This window comes from Thermococcus alcaliphilus (assembly GCF_024054535.1).
Classification (GTDB): domain Archaea; phylum Methanobacteriota_B; class Thermococci; order Thermococcales; family Thermococcaceae; genus Thermococcus_A; species Thermococcus_A alcaliphilus.
On sequence record NZ_JAMXLV010000024.1, the window covers coordinates 45,979 to 61,612 of the forward strand.

Genomic DNA, 15,634 nt, shown 5'->3' on the forward strand with positions numbered 1-15,634 from the left:
TTATACACCCAAATTGTACAAAAATTAAAAGCAAATACTGACAAATCGTATTAAGATTATGCCCTAATGTGTACATCAAGATAATAAGTTAAAAGAGAGCTCAGTAAATGGAAATACGCTTAACACCCTCAAGCTTCGATAGTTCATTTATCAGTTCCCCAGGAATAGGCTTCTCAGTAATGATGGTTAAAGTTGCCTCTGGATAAAGCTCCGGATCTTCTGCAACAACCTGTACAATGTTTATTCCCCTCTCTGCAATCTTTGATGCTATCTTTGCCAGTATCCCTATGGCTCTTGGCTCGGGCTCTATCTCTATGACCCCATAGCCGACATGCCTTCCGACGAACTTCATGTGAACTGTGGGTTCGAGGTTCGTGTACACCTCTCTAAGCTCTGGGATTTTTAGTATCATAGCAACAGTTTCTTTGACAACCCTCCTGTCTACATCAAGGGCTTTGGCTATTTTTGTGTATGGAACTTCTATGTTGCCGCATTTTATTTTCATATCATCCGAAACCTTGAGACCATATTTCAATAACAGTTTTGCTATTTGTTTTCTGACTGGATACTCATCAAAGTAGTGCTCGAGTTTGCCCCACATTTTCCCCACCCCTGTTCATAATAGTTCATCATTAGACCATTTGCTACAAAAGTATTAAAATGTTTCCATGCAGAACTGTGTCCAATTATATTTTATAAATTTTGCTAAAATTTTAAAAGACCGTATCATTAAAGGGAACGTGATGAGAATAAAGCTTCCAAATTCGTATTTCGAGGAAGTTGACAATAGCATAAGATTAATCTGGAGAAACACCCTCTATGCTGATTTTGAAAAAGCCCTCCTTGAAAAGGCCATTAGAAGAAAATTTAGAATTAAACCCGAAATTCACGTTGAGGACGGATATCTTGTAGTGAATATGGAAAACGAAGAGATTGAAAAATTCATTGCCTTCTTCATTCAGAGCCACATCGGAGAATTTTTAAAAAGCAAGTACACGAGAAGGAAAGTGATATACATCCACGAAGGGATGGAAGTGCCTCTTTTGGGATATAATGGATTTGGTCTAATAGATAGGGGAACGAATCTAATCCAGATCAGAGGCTCAACTGGGTGTAATGTCTCATGCATCTTCTGCTCCGTTGATGAAGGACCATACTCAAGAACTCGGCTTCTCGACTACGTTGTTGATATCGACTATCTGCTGAAATGGTTCGATGAGGTTGCCAGGTTTAAGGGCAAAGGTCTGGAAGCCCATTTAGATGGGCAAGGGGAACCTCTGCTATATCCGTTCATTGTAGAGCTCGTCCAGGGGCTTAGGGAAAACCCAAACGTTAGTGTAATTTCGATGCAGAGCAATGGGGTGTTGCTAAACGATAGGCTAGTTGAAGAGTTGGCAGAGGCGGGACTTGACAGGGTAAACCTCTCAATTCACTCCCTCGACCCCGAAAAGGCAAAAATGTTAATGGGAATGAAAAATTATGATCTCAACCATGTTTTGGAGATGGCCGAGGCACTTGTAAATGCCGGGATTGACGTTCTTTTGGCTCCGGTAATAATTTTTGGGATAAACGACAATGAAGCGGAGGCATTTATAGAGTTTGCAAGAAAAATTGGTGCTGGGAAAAGATGGCCTGCTTTGGGCTTCCAGAACTACGTCCCCTACAAGTTTGGGAGACATCCCACAGTGAAGTTTCTGTCGTTTAAAGAATTTTACACATGGCTGAGAAGCCTTGAAGAAAAAACCGGGATGAGACCGCTTGTCTTAAGGCCCGAACACTTTGGGATGCACAGGAGAAGGTTTATTCCCCTACAGTTCCACATCGGAGAAGTTGTTAAAGTAAAAGTCATCCTCCCGGGAAGAATCAAAGGAGAAATGCTCGGAACTGCAAGGAACAGGTTAATAGAGATAATAAACACGAACGCAAAAGTTGGCGAGGAAATTAAGGTCAAAATAGTGAGAACAAGGCACGGAATCTACGTTGGGACTCCTGTTTAGAAAAATTTATTAATTTCTAGCTCTAATCAGATCTTTGGGAGAGTTAGATGAAGCGTTCATATATTGCCGCACTTATTGGAATAATAATCGTAGCTTTTATTTTTGGGAATTTTGCATTTATCAAGTCAAAAACAGAAAGTGGAGCCTCAGTAGGAGCGGGGAGATCCTGTGGAAACGTAACCGTCAAAGATGGCTTTTGCATCTACCCAAATTCCAATTTTGGAAAGATTGTAGCAGACGAATTAAGAGCCAGAGGAGAAAATGTTGTAATGCTTGACTCCCCTACAAAGTGCAACGGGCAATTTTTAGCGGTGTGGGTTGAAGAAGTAAACATCACATACACCCCGTTCTTCTCAAAAGGCAGTGAAAAAGTGCGCTTCATCTATTCCAGCACCGGCGATCCAAGTCACTATCTAAGGTACGAAAACGCCACGGACAAGGAACGGGAGTTTATTACCTTCATAATAAACAATTCTGAAGTCGAGGCTTCGGGAGAGATAATAGTGAACGACAACTCCAAGGGATTAATGAGCTTCATGGGATACCAGAGGTATCTGCTCAAGCAAGCAGCGGCCACTATAGTCAACAGGGTGCAAAAAATTGCTCTCGACAATATAGAATGTCCAAACTAATCTTAATTCTCCACTTAACAAAACTTTAATATATCTCCAGAATAATCACTATCGGTGATACACAATATGAAGAGAAGGCTCTCTGGGGTAGTGATGGTAATTCTCATAATAGGAATAATAGCTTCTGGATGTCTTCAACAAAGTACTCCTCAAACTACTGAACAAACTCTAACCCTTCCAGAAGGCAACTACAATACGATTTACCTCAATGAAGAAACCAAAGACACTTGCCCTCCAGGAAAAGTCCCTGTAACTTTCACTTATAATCCACAGGGGGAGAATGTCACCTCTGTTAGCTTACGCGGAACTTTCAATGACTGGGGAGAGTGGCCAATGAAAAAAGGGAATGGAGTATGGACAATTTCCGTGTGCTTGGAACCTGGTAGATACGAATACAAGTTCTTTGTGGATGGCGAATGGATAAAGGATATGTCCGCTGTAGATCCAACGGCAGATAGCTACGTTGATGACGGCTTTGGCGGAAAAAATGCTGTCAAAATCGTAAAAGGCGAAAAAGGTCCGGGAATAGAGCATGACACCAAAAATCCCGCATATCTATCAATCGCCGATAATAGGACGGTAATCAGGTTCAAAATACATCCCAACCAGATAAAATCAGCCCTTCTCATAACCTCCAATGGAGAATACGAGATGGAGCGCCAGCTTTGGTGGGGTTCTGGAGAAGTGTGGAGGGCTGAAATTCAGGAAGTGAAGCCAATTAAATATTACTTTAGGCTTACGACGAAAGATGGAGACGTTCTTCTTCTCAATACCTCCACCAATCCCTTCTTTACATTCGATGGGGTAAACAGGTTCCCCCAGGTTGAATGGGTGAGCAAAGGAATAGGATACCAGATATTCCCAGATCGCTTTAACAACGGTGACCCGAGCAATGATCCCTTAGCCCTCCAAAACGACGAGCTCTGGTTTAATGAACTCACGGATAAAAAACCCGTCCTGTCAAATTGGAGTGATCCCATAGGTCCACTCCACTGCTGCCACCAGTACTTTGGTGGAGACGTAAAGGGAATAATCGAAAAGCTCGATTACCTCCAAGAACTTGGAGTTACTGTTATCTACCTAAACCCAATCTTTTTAGCTGGAAGCGCTCACGGCTACGATGTATACGACTACTATCGCCTTGATCCACAGTTTGGGAGCGAGGAAGACTTAAAGACCCTTATTGAAGAAGCCCATAAGAGAGGTATCAAGATTATCTTCGACTTTGTCCCCAACCACAGCGGAATCGGACATTGGGCCTTCCTAGATGTCGCATCAAGGGGGAAGAAAAGCCCCTACTGGAACTGGTACTTTGTGCAAAGATGGCCCTTCAAATTGGGTGATGGAAAGGCCTATTTAGGATGGTGGGGACTTGGGAGTTTACCAAAGCTCAACACCGCTAACCCAGAGGTCAAGGAATACCTAATAGGAGCCGCTCTTTACTGGCTCGATTTTGGATTTGATGGGATTAGAATAGATGCTCCGCAGGAGCTCATAAACGGCGAGGAATTTTTCTCCGAGCTAAGGAAAGCCGTCAAAGAAAAGCATCCAAATGCGTATATAGTTGGAGAAATCTGGTCATTATCTCCAAAATGGGTTCAGGGGAATATGTTTGACTCTCTTATGAACTACGCCCTAGGAAGAGACATCCTTCTAGCTTACGCAAGAGGGGACTGGAATGGAGAAAGAACACTCGAGCTTTTGGGCAGATACTATGCAAGCTATGGGGAAAACGTCGTTGCCATGGGCTTTAATCTGGTAAGCTCCCACGACACATCGAGAGTCCTCACCGACCTTGGAGGTGGGAATTTAGGAGATACACCTAAGCCAGAAGCTATTCAGAGGCTAAAACTTCTCTCAACACTCCTTTACACGCTTCCAGGCATGCCTGTGACTTTTCAAGGGGACGAACGGGGTCTCCTTGGAAATAAGGAGCACTTCGATTCACAGAGGTACCCAATACAGTGGGATACGGTGAATGAAGAAGTTTTAGATCACTACAAAGGCCTTGCAGATTTGAGAAAAAGCGTTCCAGCATTAACAAGCAGCAAAATAAAGTTTTACACCGCAAAAGAAGGAGTACTGGCGTTCTTTAGAGGGCACGATAATGAAGTCCTTGTAATCGCTAACAACGCTCCAAAAGACACAGATATCTCTCTTCCTCCGGGCAAATGGAAAGAGGTGTGGCCAAATGGGGATAAAACATACGAAGGGAAGTTAACCGTCCCCGGGTTAAAAGTTTTGGTGCTTGTGAAAAGCTAGGTTCTCTTTTTATTTTTAAATAAACCTCGAACTCTTCACCCTAAGTTCTCCCTTTTCGTAAAGACCGATAAGTATTTCAGCAATTCTTTCGCCAGCCTTTCCATCTCCAAAAGGATTCTTAGCATTTGCCATCCTGCTGTAAAACTCTTCATCGTTTAAGAGCTTATCGACATAATAAAGAACCCTATCCTTCTCAAGACCGACTAAAACGTTCCCTCCCGCTTTTATTGTCTCCGGCCTTTCTGTATTATACCGTAGGGTTAGGCATGGGATGCTAAGGATTATGCTCTCTTCCTGAATCCCACCCGAGTCTGTTAAAACAAACCTAGCATTTTTCTGCAGTTTTAAAAAGTCAAGGTATCCCAGAGGTTTTGTTAGAATGACGTGCTCCTTTGCTTCCAGTTTTTCCCACAATCCAAGGGCTTTTAACCTTTTTTCAGTTCTCGGGTGGACAGGATATACCACAACTATTGGAAGAGAACCGATTATTTCCACGAGTTTTTTAAGGTTCTCCTCGCTGTCGGTGTTCTCAGCTCTATGAGCTGTTAAAACGGCATATCCCTTTGGTTTTAATCCAAGAGTTTCCAAAATTCTGCTTTTCCTTTCGGCTATCTCCGAGTTTTGGAGAACCGCATCGACTATTGTATTTCCAACCACGTAAACCCCTTCAATGATGCCCTCTTTCTCAAGATTTTTCTTTGCCTCCTCAGTCGGGGCAAAAAGAACTTCACTCGCGTGGTCAGCTAGAATTCTGTTTATCTCCTCAGGCATTGTCCTGTCAAAGCTTCTTAAGCCTGCTTCAACGTGTGCAACGGGAATTTTAAGCTTAACACTCGCCAAAGCTCCAGCTAAGACTGTGTTTGTGTCTCCTTGAACCAAGGTAACATCGGGCTTCTCTTTCATAAGAACTTCTTCTATCTTTATCATTGCCATTCCCGTTTGATAAGCTTGGGTTCCAGAACCCACTTCGAGATGGTAATCGATTCTATGTAGCTCGAGCTCTTCTAAGAAAATCTTGCTCATCTCGTAATCGTAGTGCTGTCCCGTGTGGACTATTAGCGGCTCAATGCCCCTCCTTTCGAATGCCCTTATCACAGGAGCAAGTTTTATTATTTCCGGCCTTGTACCAAAGACAAACGCCGGTTTCAATACTCGCCCCTCCCGATCCCTTTGAATATAAATCCTTTCGGAGGCTCTTTTACGACATGCCTTCCGTCTATGAGTATTTTGTTTCTCATAAGGGCTCCAAGGGCTTGCCAGTCTAAACTCTTAAACTCCGAATGGTCTGTTGCTATGACAGCTGCATCTGCTCCCTTTAAAGCCTCCTCAAGACTCCCATGAGTTCCCTCAACGTAGGGATCATAGGTTCTCACTTCAGCAACAACCTCCTTTATCTCCTCAATGAACTTAAGAGATGGAGAATTTCTGGTGTCGTCTGAATTGCCCTTGTAAGACAGCCCCAGTACCACCACTACAGCCTCTTCTGGTGGAAGATTAATCAACTTTAAGGAATCCATAAGAAGGTCCTTTGCAAAGAGAGGCATGTCTTCATTGATTTCTCTTGCTTTCTTTATCAATCCAAAGTCTTCTTTTGCAGAACTGAGGAGCAAATATGGGTCTTTCGGCAAACAGTGGCCTCCAACACCAATTCCCGGGATATGGATTTTAACCCTCGGATGAGTGTTGGCCAGCTCTATTGCCTCAAAAACATTGACCCCATACTGGTGAGCGAGGAAAGCGAATTCGTTAGCCAGAGCTATGTTTACATCCCTAAAAGTGTTCTCCATTAGCTTTACCATTTCGCTTGTGGTTGAGTTTGTTTTAAAAATTTGACCCTTTACAAATGCCCTATACAAAAGCTCAGCAAGTTCGGAGCTTTCTTCATTTATCCCCCCAATTATTCTGGAGTTGTAAACGAGCTCCTTAAATATTCTGCCGGGCATGACCCTCTCAGGAGCATGAGCCATATAGAAGTCCTCCCCAGCTTTGAAGCCCGTCAGATCCTCTATAAGCTTCGCCATCTTTAGAGTCGTCATAGGGGGAACGGTGCTCTCTATAATCACAAGAGAACCCTTCTTCATAGATTCAGCAGTTGTTCTAACGGCGTTTTCGAGATAGCTCAAGTCTGGAGTTTTGTCCTCCTTCAAAGGGGTTTGGACGCATATTATGTAGACATCCTTGCCCGCTATCTCCTTTTTATCTGAAGTAGCTCTCAAATTTCCATTTTCAATTGCTCTCTTTAGCATCTCTTCTATTTCCGGCTCGATTATGTGGGAATTCCCTGAGTTTACCTTTTTCACTACTTCTTCCCTTATTTCATATCCTATTACTTTGAACCCAGCATTGGCAAACATAATTGCCGTAGGAAGACCGATATAACCCAAACCTATGACAGCGATTTCTGCACTTCTGTCTATTATTTTCTCTCTCATGGATTCTCACCAAGAAGAAAGATTGAGCACCAAAATTTAAGGTTTTTCCACGAAACAATTTCGAGTGGTAATCTCAAAGATTTCCCAGCAAGCTCAAGAAAATTTTCATAAACTACGTTTATCCTAGCATCTCTACATGATTACTCCAATATAAAACCTTTTCTCATGAACAGAAATCGTAATAAACGATTAACAAAATAAAGAGTTTTTGAGTAACTTGAAAAATAAAGGCAGGAAAACCGTTTTACGGAAACCCTTTTAATGGACAAAGCTGTCCATAATAATGGGTGAAATCCGTGAAGATATGGGTAGATATTGTCAATGCACCTCACGCTCACTTCTTCAAGGGTATAATCAGGGAGCTTGAAAAAAGAGGACATGAAGTTTTGGTTACCACAAGGGAATTTGACGGCCTAACTGGAATCTTGGATATGTTGGGAATAGACTATTACGTTGTAGGAAAGCATGGCGGATCAACCCTTGAGGGAAAGCTTATAGCAAGTGTTGAGAGACAATACAAACTTGCTAAGCTGATAATTGAAGAAAAACCAGATTTGGCGCTCTATAAAAATTCTCCCGAAGCTCCAAGAGTAGCTTTTGGATTGGGAATCCCAACAATTGGATTTGCTGACAACGATACCGCCATAGCGGTCAACAAGCTCATGCTGCCCTTCACAAGGAGATTAATATACCCCAAAGCCATAGACGCTTACGAGCTCATAAAATGCGGGGCAGATGTAAATTCTCTCAAGCCAATAAACGGCATACCAGAGTTGGCCCATGTATATGGCTTTATCCCTAGTAAAAAGCCCCTAAAAGAATTGGGCATATCTCCACACAGCTACATTGTAATGAGAACCGAGCCCATAAAGGCTAACTACTTTAACGGCGACGCCGAGAAGAGCGTTCTTGAAAATATAATCCCTCTGCTCCCAGATATCCCCATAGTTTTATTCCCAAGAACAGAAAGTCAAAAGAAGCGCTTTGAACACTTTGAAAACGTCATAATTCCAGGGCACGTTACGGACAGCTTGTCCCTCCTCTACTATGCAAAGCTAATGATCGGTGCAGGGGGAACGATGAACAGGGAGGCCTTGGCTTTAGGAACTCCAACCATTTCAACTTACCCGGGCAAGCTTTTGGCGATCACAAGGTGGCTTATAAGCCTCGGCATTAAGTTCCACTCTACCGATCCGATAGAAGTTTCTGAGAAGGCCTGGGAACTCATGAGGAAGAATGGAGCCTTTAGAAAGCATATAAGAGGAATAATTGCCTCCATGGAGAACCCAATAGACGTCTTCCTAAGGGAAATCGAAATCTATGAAGAGTACGGCACCTTCCCTGCTTCGGAAATTTCCACAGAGGAGCTGGTGGACAAAGGATGAGAACCAAGGTTATCGGGATTATTATTTTTCTCCTGCTCTTCTACGCTTTTCCAACCAAAGCTTTTGAATACTACATCCATGGGGTTGGGAAGATAATTGACAATCCCCAAGCTGTTTCTCTGAATATCCAAGAGATTCCCGTAACCTACGTTGTAGGCCCTGACCCAGAGGGGTACCTTTACGGAGTCGAGTACAAAAAGCTGAGGCACGAGAGGAGAAAAATCCTAAAAAGCAGGGATGGAATAACGTGGGAGCCTATATTTGAGCATAGGACAGAGATCAAATCTCTCTATCTCTGGAAAGGAATTCTCTTCTTTTCAGACGCTAACGGGAGTGTATTCATGAAGAACGGAGAAGAATTCGAAGAGGTCTTAAGATTAGACAAAGGCAAGTATGCAATATGGTGGTCGTGGGCAGGAAACGAGGAATTTTTGCTTATAGGGGAATACGGGGCCAAATCCAACAGCGCAAAGGTTTACAGGAGTTTCGATGGTAAGCATTTTGAGGTTTTCTTCGACATAAAAGATCACTACAATGTGAAAGACAACGGATGCCACATTCATCTTGTAAGCATAGATCCTTACGATGGCACTGTCTACATAGGCGTTGGGGACAATCCACCTTATAGAGGCTTGTATATATACAAAAACGGAAGGTGGGTGTTTAGAAACACCAATAACCACATACTAAACACCATAGTGAACAGCGGGCCTTTGGCAGCAACTTATGATGAAAAAAGAGTCCTCTTTTACAGCGATAATTTTCCCCAGATAGTTGAGTACAATAAAGAAAAAGACGAGCTTAAGCCTCTCGCAACTTGGTTTGGAGAGTATTATAATGATGAGATGAAGTTCTACGATGCCCTAAAGGATCCAAAAACCGGAGTCCACTATGCTGTAAGTGTAGATTACAAGAAAAGAGGGCTCCACTATCTCTGGATTTCTCTCGACGGTGTAACGTGGAGGAGAATTGGCGGTGGAGCGATAAACGGCACTCACGTTTTGTATCCCCTCCATATAGCTGGAGAGTACCTCTACATGAACAACCTGCGGATGAGACTCTTTACGCGTGAGGAAGCCCTGAAGTTGATATATAATGAGACCAAACCGCCAATATCGCTAACACTCCTTGAGGATCGCCCCATAGTGATTTACCTGAAGAACGAGAAGCCGCTTGAAGTTACAGTAAAGGGGAAAAAGTTCAGAAATTATCTCTCCCCTAACTTAGCTTGGACTCCAGTAAACGGAACTTTGAAAAAACAAGAAGAATCTTTAATATTCACCACATTAAGTTCCTCTGCACTTCTTAAACTCAAACTTCCCCTAGAAAAAGGGTGGTATACCTTAGGTCTATGCATGAAAAGCTCCCGTTCGTGGAATGAGATCGCTCCCGCTTGTGTAGCAGTTGGAACAAAAGAAAGAATCTATGGAGGTCTAGCCCAAGTAAGCACTGAATTGAGACCTTTTTACTACGTATTCAACATGCCAGAAGAGGGTATAGCGGAGATTGCAATAGAGTTTAACGGTAGCGCAGTTTACCAGATTGGGTGCCTCTTCCTATCAAACGATTTGAGCATATCAAAGCCAAACGGTGAATTCCTGAAAGGAGAGAGCTACTCAAAGAACGTGACGTTAAGGATAGATGGGAAGATCTATCACATAGGTGACCTTAGACCAGGAGAAAAAAGAACCATCCGTGTAGAAAAGCTTCAAACTCTGGAACTCCTCTCCGGAGGAGCTGTTGATTTGCTCATAACAGAAACTCCAGAAGGAGAAAAAGAAAACCCCAAGAGTACTCCCTTGCCCGTCTTAGCAATAGTTGCATTTCTTGCTTTTGCATATCTACTTAAACGCCTGAAGCAATAGCCGGAGTAATGTAAGCCTCAACAAAAGCCGCCGCTAGAAGCATTATAAGCGCTAATGCAAGCATTCTCATAGCCCTCTTAAATCCCTTTAAAAACCTCTCTCCAACGGTTTCTTCTCCGTTGATTATCTCAAGATACCACTCCACTCCCCCCATCCCGGCAACTGCAAAAGCCGGAATCTCTATCACCCCATGGGGAATAATAGCGAGAAGAATCTTTGCCAAGCTTTCTCCCTGCGCATTGAAGTACTGAATAACTATCCCCACTATAAAGCCGTTAAAGAACAATATTCCTGCAGGAACTATACCAAAAAGGACTCCACCAAGGGCACATATTACCGCAACCCTTGAGTTGTTGAGGAATATAAAGCTGAAAAGGCTGAACTTGTCAGTATTTTCTCCTATAGTCCCGCCAAAAAACTGCCTGAGGTTTGAGAATAGGTTCTCCGCAGAATTTGGACTTAAGAAGGAAAACACCATGCCAAAGAGAACCCCAGCCAGGAAAATTCCAAGAAATGCATAAAAGATTTTAGTCCTCATTTTCACCACGCAGAGCGTTTTTGAGGGCAATTTTAAAGTCTTCAACGTTTATGTAAGGCATCTCAATGTCCAGTCTCACTGCGAAGAAGTCCTCTATCTCCTTCTCAAGTTCCTCAAGCTTTTTTCCTTTTAAAGCACTCTCAAGTTCGCCGATAATTTCTTCAGGATAGATAAAGAAGTCGCCAGTGATCTTTACATCCTTTGCAATGCCTCTCTCTTCTTCAATCTCAAACCTTATAAGGCCCTTTTTGGCTTTGTGCTCGCCTATCCTCCTCATGCCCATCACAGACAAATTTAAAGCGGGTAGTTTTTAAAGGTTTATGAAAAATGAGAAGCAGGTGATAAGTGTGGCTTACGATGATGTCAAGAGAGAGGTTAAGGAGATAGTGGAAGAAGTCATCTCCGAAATGCTTGAAAAAGAGGGAAAAAGCTGGGAAGGAGAGGTTTTATTTGATGAAACGCCCAATATGGAGCTTGGTGATTTTGCCACTACCGTTGCCTTTCAGCTTGCAAAAGTGTTTAGAAAAGCTCCTAGAGTTATAGCTCAAGAAATTGCCTCAAACTTAGAAGGAAAGCTCCCCGAGTACATTTCAAGGGTAGAGGTCGCTGGAGCCGGATATATAAACTTCTTCTTAGATTACGAGAAATTTGGGAAACTTGTGGTAGAAGAGATCCTCAAAAAAGGAGATCAATTCGGAGAAAGCAATCTGGGAAATGGAAAAAAGGTTATAGTGGAGCACACCTCCGTAAATCCAACCAAACCCCTCCACATGGGACACGCAAGAAACTCAATTCTTGGAGATACAATGGCAAGAATAATGAGGAAACTTGGCTACAAAGTGGAGGTTCAGAACTACATAGACGATCTGGGGGTTCAGTTTGCACAGGTTCTGTGGGGTTATTTAAACCTGAAGGAAGAATTTGAGAGGATCATTAAAGAACTCAAGGAGAAAGGACTTTCTAAGGACGATATAATCGACCACGCTTTGGGTCTGCTCTACGTTGAGGTTCACAAGAGAATGGAAGAAAACCCAGATGTGGAGAGACAGATAAGGGAGCTCATGAAGAAGCTGGAGGAAGGAGACAACGAGATAGCCGAAGAGGGCAGAAAGTTGGCGGAAAAGGTAGTTAAAGCGCAGATGGAAACCACATACAGGATGAACATCTTTTACGACCTGCTCAGCTGGGAAAGCGACATAGTGAGGAGTGGAATATTCGAAGAGGCTTACGCAATGATAGAAAAGAATGAACACTTTGAATGGGCAAAAGAAGGCAAATACAAGGGAGCGTTCATCATGAAGCTTGGAGACCTCTTTCCGGATATGGAAAACCCAGACATGGTGCTTATAAGGAGCGACGGAACAGCGACTTACACGGGAAAGGACATAGCTTATCACTTGTGGAAGTTTGGTAAAGTTAAATCAGATATGCGCTACAAGCTCTGGGATAAAAAGGAGAACCATGAAACGTGGACAACGGCAAAAGATGGGGAAGAAATGCCGGGAAGGTTTGCCAATGCTGACATAGTGATAAACGTCGTCGGTTCAGAGCAGAGGTATGAGCAGAAAGCAGTTGCCTACGCCCTCAAGCTCCTCGGCTATGAGGATGCCTACAATAACTTCTATCACCTAGCTTATGAGCATGTTGTGAGACCTGAAGGAAAGTTCAGCGGAAGAAAGGGGACTTGGATAGGCTTCACCGTAGATGAGGTGCTTGATGAGGCCGTAAAAAGAGCTAAAGAGCTTGTAGAAGAGAAGAACCCGGGATTGAGCGAGGAGGAAAAGGAGAAAATAGCGGAGATAGTAGGAATAGGGGCAGTAAGGTACAACATGATAAAATACTCACCGGAAAAGATAATAACGTTCAGATGGGACGATGTGCTGAACTTTGAGGGCGAAAGTGCCCCATACATCCAGTATGCCCATGCGAGATGCTGCTCCATAATTAAGAAGGCCAAAGAAGAAGGAATAAGCGTTGAAAGCGAGAAGCTCTTAAGCAAAGCAGACTTCTCAGACATCGACCTAAAAGAAAAAGAGCTAATAAAGATCCTTTCCAAATTCCCGGAAGTCATAAAGACGGCCGGAAGGGACGTGAAGCCCAACATAATAGCAAGCTACGCAAACGAACTAGCAATGGTCTTCAACAGATTCTACATGGCGTTGCCAGTTCTGAAGGCTGAAGAAGGGACGAGAGAGATGAGGTTGCTCTTGGTTATGGCTACAAAGCAGGTTCTAAAGAACGTCCTTGAACTTATGGGAATCGAGGCTCCGGAAGTCATGTGAGCCTTTTTCTTTTTTCCACAAACCTAAAATATTCCGATGTCTATTTATCTCGGTGGTTCTATGAGAGGAGTAATAGTCCCCCTTGTAACACCTTTCAACGAAGACTATTCAATAGACTTTCAGGCACTGGAGGAGCACATAACCTACCTCCAAAGAGTCGGAGTCAATGGAATTTTTATCAACGCAACAACCGGCGAATTCACGAGCCTCAATTTTGAGGAAAGAAAGCTTCTTGCAGAGAAGGGCAGGGAGATCGTTACCTCAACTTTCTATCTGGTGGGAACGGCCTCAACAAACACCTTTGAAGTGGTTGAGCTGACTAAGCATGCCCAAGATATTGGGGCGGATTATGTGGTTATAGCGCCCCCCTATTACTGTCCTCTCAGTGATGAGGCACTCTTTAACCACTACTCCATAATAGCGGAGAAAACGGATATCCCGATAATCCTCTACAACATCCCGAGCTGTGCAAATCCTCTAAGCGTTCCACTCATCAAAAAGCTCGCCACTGAGTACTCAAACATAGCCGGCATAAAGGAAACCATAGACAGCATAAACCACGTCAGAGATGTCGTATTTGAGGTCAAAGGCGAAAGAAAGGATTTTAAGGTTTTCACAGGCTTAGATCAGCACTTCCTCAACACGCTTCTCCTTGGAGGCGACGGAGGGATAATGGCATGCGCAAACTTTGCCCCGGAGCTCCATATTGCCCTATACAAAGCCTTTGAAGATAGGGACTTTGAAAAAGCTATGGAATATGCCAGAAAGCTTGCCAAACTTTCAAAGGTTTACGACCTTGCATCTTCCTTCGGCTCTGCGATAAAGATAGCAATGGGCATAAGGGGCTTCTCCATAAAACCCATCCTAAGACCACCCTATACAATGGATGGAGAAGAGGTTAAAGGGAAGATAAAAGACCTTCTATCTTCACTGAATCTTGTACCTTAAAATTGCTCCAAGTCCACCAAATGCCCTGTAGAACTGCTGTCCATCTTCGGTATCTAGGGAGATCACTTCGACTTCAGCCCCGCTCTCCTCTGCCATTTTTATTAACTCTTCTGCAACATCCCACTTTTCAAAGCTTATATTTTGGCTTCCACATTTGGGGCATGTTTTAAGGTTCTTCTTGTAAACCTCGTATTCACTCTCGGTCATGGTCTTGAGCTCTTCCCAGCCGCAGTGGTTGCACTTCGCCCTAACGCGAACTCTATCGTAACCCTCGCTTATCAAAAGAGTATCAACCGCCCCAAGCTCCAGAGCTTTTCTTACTTCCTTTTCTCCATACGTTATCAAGCCCGTGTCCTTGACCAGGTGTCTGAAGAACTCCTGCACGAGCTTTCTCTCTCTAATTGCCTCGTGCTCCTTCAGTATGTCGCTCGCCTTTTCAACTAGCTCCCTCAACCCATACTCACCGTGATAGCTTATGTCCACTACCCCTATAATCTTCTTCTTGAGCTCGTGGTGGAGGTAGTCGCCTTCAACGAATTCCTCCTTTGTAGGTCCGGGACCGCCAACAATAATACCCTTAAGCTCGCCCTTTTCAAGGAGGGGCAGAAAAACCTTCGTTGCATGCTCTCCAATCCTCTTCATGAACTCATGAGTCTCTTGCTCTCTAATTCTCTCATATCTCCTTGCAGACTGACCACCAGCCCTTGTCTTTCCGGGAACGTTGGAGGTAAGCTCCTCAATGACCTCTATCTTCTTCCCTCTCAGAAGGCCTATCGTTGCTTCGTTCTTTTCAACCGTTATTAAGCCATAGGCATCTTTAACTCGAAGCATCTCCTCAAGAGGCTCCGTAACAAAGGTTTGGTCACATCGATAGAGCCTCACGTTTAGCGGTTCCGGTGGGATTATGGCGAAAAGCTGGATATCCGTAACTCCTTCCTGTTCGCTGACGTTTCCCACAAATAAGGCCAAGCCCGTCTCTGGAGTTTGCTTGTAAAGCTTAAGGTGCTGCATTGCCCTTTCGAGTGCCCCTAAAACATTCTTTCGGGTTGTTTTTGATTTGATGTTTTGTGCCGTGCCGTACTCTTCCCTAAGCTGCTGCATAACCTTGTTTATGTCATAGCCCGCAGGGATGTAGAGTGAGACAAGCTCAGTCCCTCGACCTCGAATCTTCTTAAGCTCCTCTACCTTCTTTTTGAGCTCGTACATTTCAGCAGATTTGTGAGACATGAACATCACCTCTAACAACTTATTTTCTCTCTCCCAACCACCTTTAAAAATTCGACTTTATAAAGG

Annotated in this window: 13 protein-coding genes; 7 read left to right on the forward strand and 6 right to left on the reverse strand. The window is 43.6% G+C overall.

Going from position 1 to position 15,634, the window contains the following annotated elements:
- Positions 1–100: 100 nt before the first annotated feature.
- Positions 101–601 (reverse strand): TrpY family transcription regulator, encoded by a 501-nt coding sequence (gene trpY, locus NF859_RS09930; protein WP_087036341.1) that lies wholly within the window; start codon positions 599–601, stop codon positions 101–103.
- Positions 602–740: 139 nt separating this feature from the next.
- Between trpY and NF859_RS09935 the strand changes: the two genes are divergently transcribed.
- Genes NF859_RS09935 through NF859_RS09945 form a run of 3 tightly spaced genes read left to right on the forward strand, consistent with a single transcriptional unit; the run spans position 741 to position 4,891 of the window.
- Positions 741–1,997, forward strand: a complete 1,257-nt coding sequence (locus tag NF859_RS09935; protein ID WP_252744101.1) for a radical SAM protein — start codon at positions 741–743, stop codon at positions 1,995–1,997.
- Between the two features lie 47 nt (positions 1,998–2,044).
- Positions 2,045–2,629 carry a hypothetical protein gene (locus NF859_RS09940; RefSeq protein WP_252744102.1) on the forward strand — a complete coding sequence of 195 codons (585 nt, stop codon included), beginning with the start codon at positions 2,045–2,047 and terminating at the stop codon, positions 2,627–2,629.
- Positions 2,630–2,683: 54 nt separating this feature from the next.
- Positions 2,684–4,891: an alpha-amylase family glycosyl hydrolase gene (locus NF859_RS09945; protein WP_252744103.1), complete on the forward strand. Its 2,208-nt coding sequence runs from the start codon at positions 2,684–2,686 to the stop codon at positions 4,889–4,891.
- Between the two features lie 15 nt (positions 4,892–4,906).
- Here NF859_RS09945 and wecB read toward each other — a convergent pair whose 3' ends face one another.
- Positions 4,907–6,040: a non-hydrolyzing UDP-N-acetylglucosamine 2-epimerase gene (gene wecB, locus NF859_RS09950; RefSeq protein ID WP_252744104.1), complete on the reverse strand. Its 1,134-nt coding sequence runs from the start codon at positions 6,038–6,040 to the stop codon at positions 4,907–4,909.
- The gene (locus NF859_RS09955; RefSeq protein ID WP_252744105.1) at positions 6,037–7,323 is read right to left on the reverse strand and encodes a UDP-N-acetyl-D-mannosamine dehydrogenase; all 1,287 of its coding nucleotides are present in this window, start codon (positions 7,321–7,323) and stop codon (positions 6,037–6,039) included. The genes wecB and NF859_RS09955 overlap by 4 nt, the downstream gene beginning before the upstream one ends.
- A 296-nt stretch (positions 7,324–7,619) precedes the next feature.
- Here NF859_RS09955 and NF859_RS09960 point away from each other — a divergent pair, with 296 nt between their 5' ends.
- Together NF859_RS09960 and NF859_RS09965 are read left to right on the forward strand one after the other, a co-directional pair.
- On the forward strand, positions 7,620–8,708 hold the full coding sequence (locus tag NF859_RS09960) for a DUF354 domain-containing protein (protein WP_252744106.1): 1,089 nt from the start codon (positions 7,620–7,622) through the stop codon (positions 8,706–8,708).
- Entirely contained in the window at positions 8,705–10,573 is a 1,869-nt protein-coding gene (locus NF859_RS09965) for a hypothetical protein (protein ID WP_252744107.1), read from the forward strand. The genes NF859_RS09960 and NF859_RS09965 overlap by 4 nt, the downstream gene beginning before the upstream one ends.
- Here NF859_RS09965 and NF859_RS09970 read toward each other — a convergent pair.
- Positions 10,554–11,111: a stage II sporulation protein M gene (locus tag NF859_RS09970; protein WP_252744214.1), complete on the reverse strand. Its 558-nt coding sequence runs from the start codon at positions 11,109–11,111 to the stop codon at positions 10,554–10,556. The genes NF859_RS09965 and NF859_RS09970 overlap by 20 nt on opposite strands.
- Positions 11,101–11,388: a lipoate-protein ligase small subunit gene (gene lplB / locus NF859_RS09975; RefSeq protein ID WP_252744215.1), complete on the reverse strand. Its 288-nt coding sequence runs from the start codon at positions 11,386–11,388 to the stop codon at positions 11,101–11,103. The genes NF859_RS09970 and lplB overlap by 11 nt, the downstream gene beginning before the upstream one ends.
- Positions 11,389–11,458: 70 nt before the next feature.
- Between lplB and NF859_RS09980 the strand changes: the two genes are divergently transcribed.
- Both NF859_RS09980 and NF859_RS09985 read left to right on the forward strand, forming a co-directional pair.
- Positions 11,459–13,393: an arginine--tRNA ligase gene (locus NF859_RS09980; protein ID WP_252744216.1), complete on the forward strand. Its 1,935-nt coding sequence runs from the start codon at positions 11,459–11,461 to the stop codon at positions 13,391–13,393.
- A 60-nt stretch (positions 13,394–13,453) separates the two neighbouring features.
- Positions 13,454–14,341, forward strand: coding sequence for a dihydrodipicolinate synthase family protein (locus tag NF859_RS09985; RefSeq protein ID WP_252744108.1), 888 nt, complete (start codon positions 13,454–13,456; stop codon positions 14,339–14,341).
- Here NF859_RS09985 and prf1 read toward each other — a convergent pair.
- Positions 14,321–15,568, reverse strand: a complete 1,248-nt coding sequence (prf1, locus tag NF859_RS09990; protein ID WP_252744109.1) for a peptide chain release factor aRF-1 — start codon at positions 15,566–15,568, stop codon at positions 14,321–14,323. The genes NF859_RS09985 and prf1 overlap by 21 nt on opposite strands.
- Positions 15,569–15,634: the final 66 nt, after the last annotated feature.

Excerpts from the sequence above, each read along its gene's own strand:
- trpY (WP_087036341.1), bottom strand. The coding sequence starts at position 601 with ATGTGGGGCAAACTCGAGCACTACTTTGATGAGTATCCAGTCAGAAAA.
- NF859_RS09940 (WP_252744102.1), top strand. The coding sequence starts at position 2,045 with ATGAAGCGTTCATATATTGCCGCACTTATTGGAATAATAATCGTAGCT.
- NF859_RS09955 (WP_252744105.1), bottom strand. The coding sequence starts at position 7,323 with ATGAGAGAGAAAATAATAGACAGAAGTGCAGAAATCGCTGTCATAGGT.
- NF859_RS09965 (WP_252744107.1), top strand. The coding sequence starts at position 8,705 with ATGAGAACCAAGGTTATCGGGATTATTATTTTTCTCCTGCTCTTCTAC.
- NF859_RS09970 (WP_252744214.1), bottom strand. The coding sequence starts at position 11,111 with ATGAGGACTAAAATCTTTTATGCATTTCTTGGAATTTTCCTGGCTGGG.
- lplB (WP_252744215.1), bottom strand. The coding sequence starts at position 11,388 with ATGAGGAGGATAGGCGAGCACAAAGCCAAAAAGGGCCTTATAAGGTTT.
- NF859_RS09985 (WP_252744108.1), top strand. The coding sequence starts at position 13,454 with ATGAGAGGAGTAATAGTCCCCCTTGTAACACCTTTCAACGAAGACTAT.
- prf1 (WP_252744109.1), bottom strand. The coding sequence starts at position 15,568 with ATGTCTCACAAATCTGCTGAAATGTACGAGCTCAAAAAGAAGGTAGAG.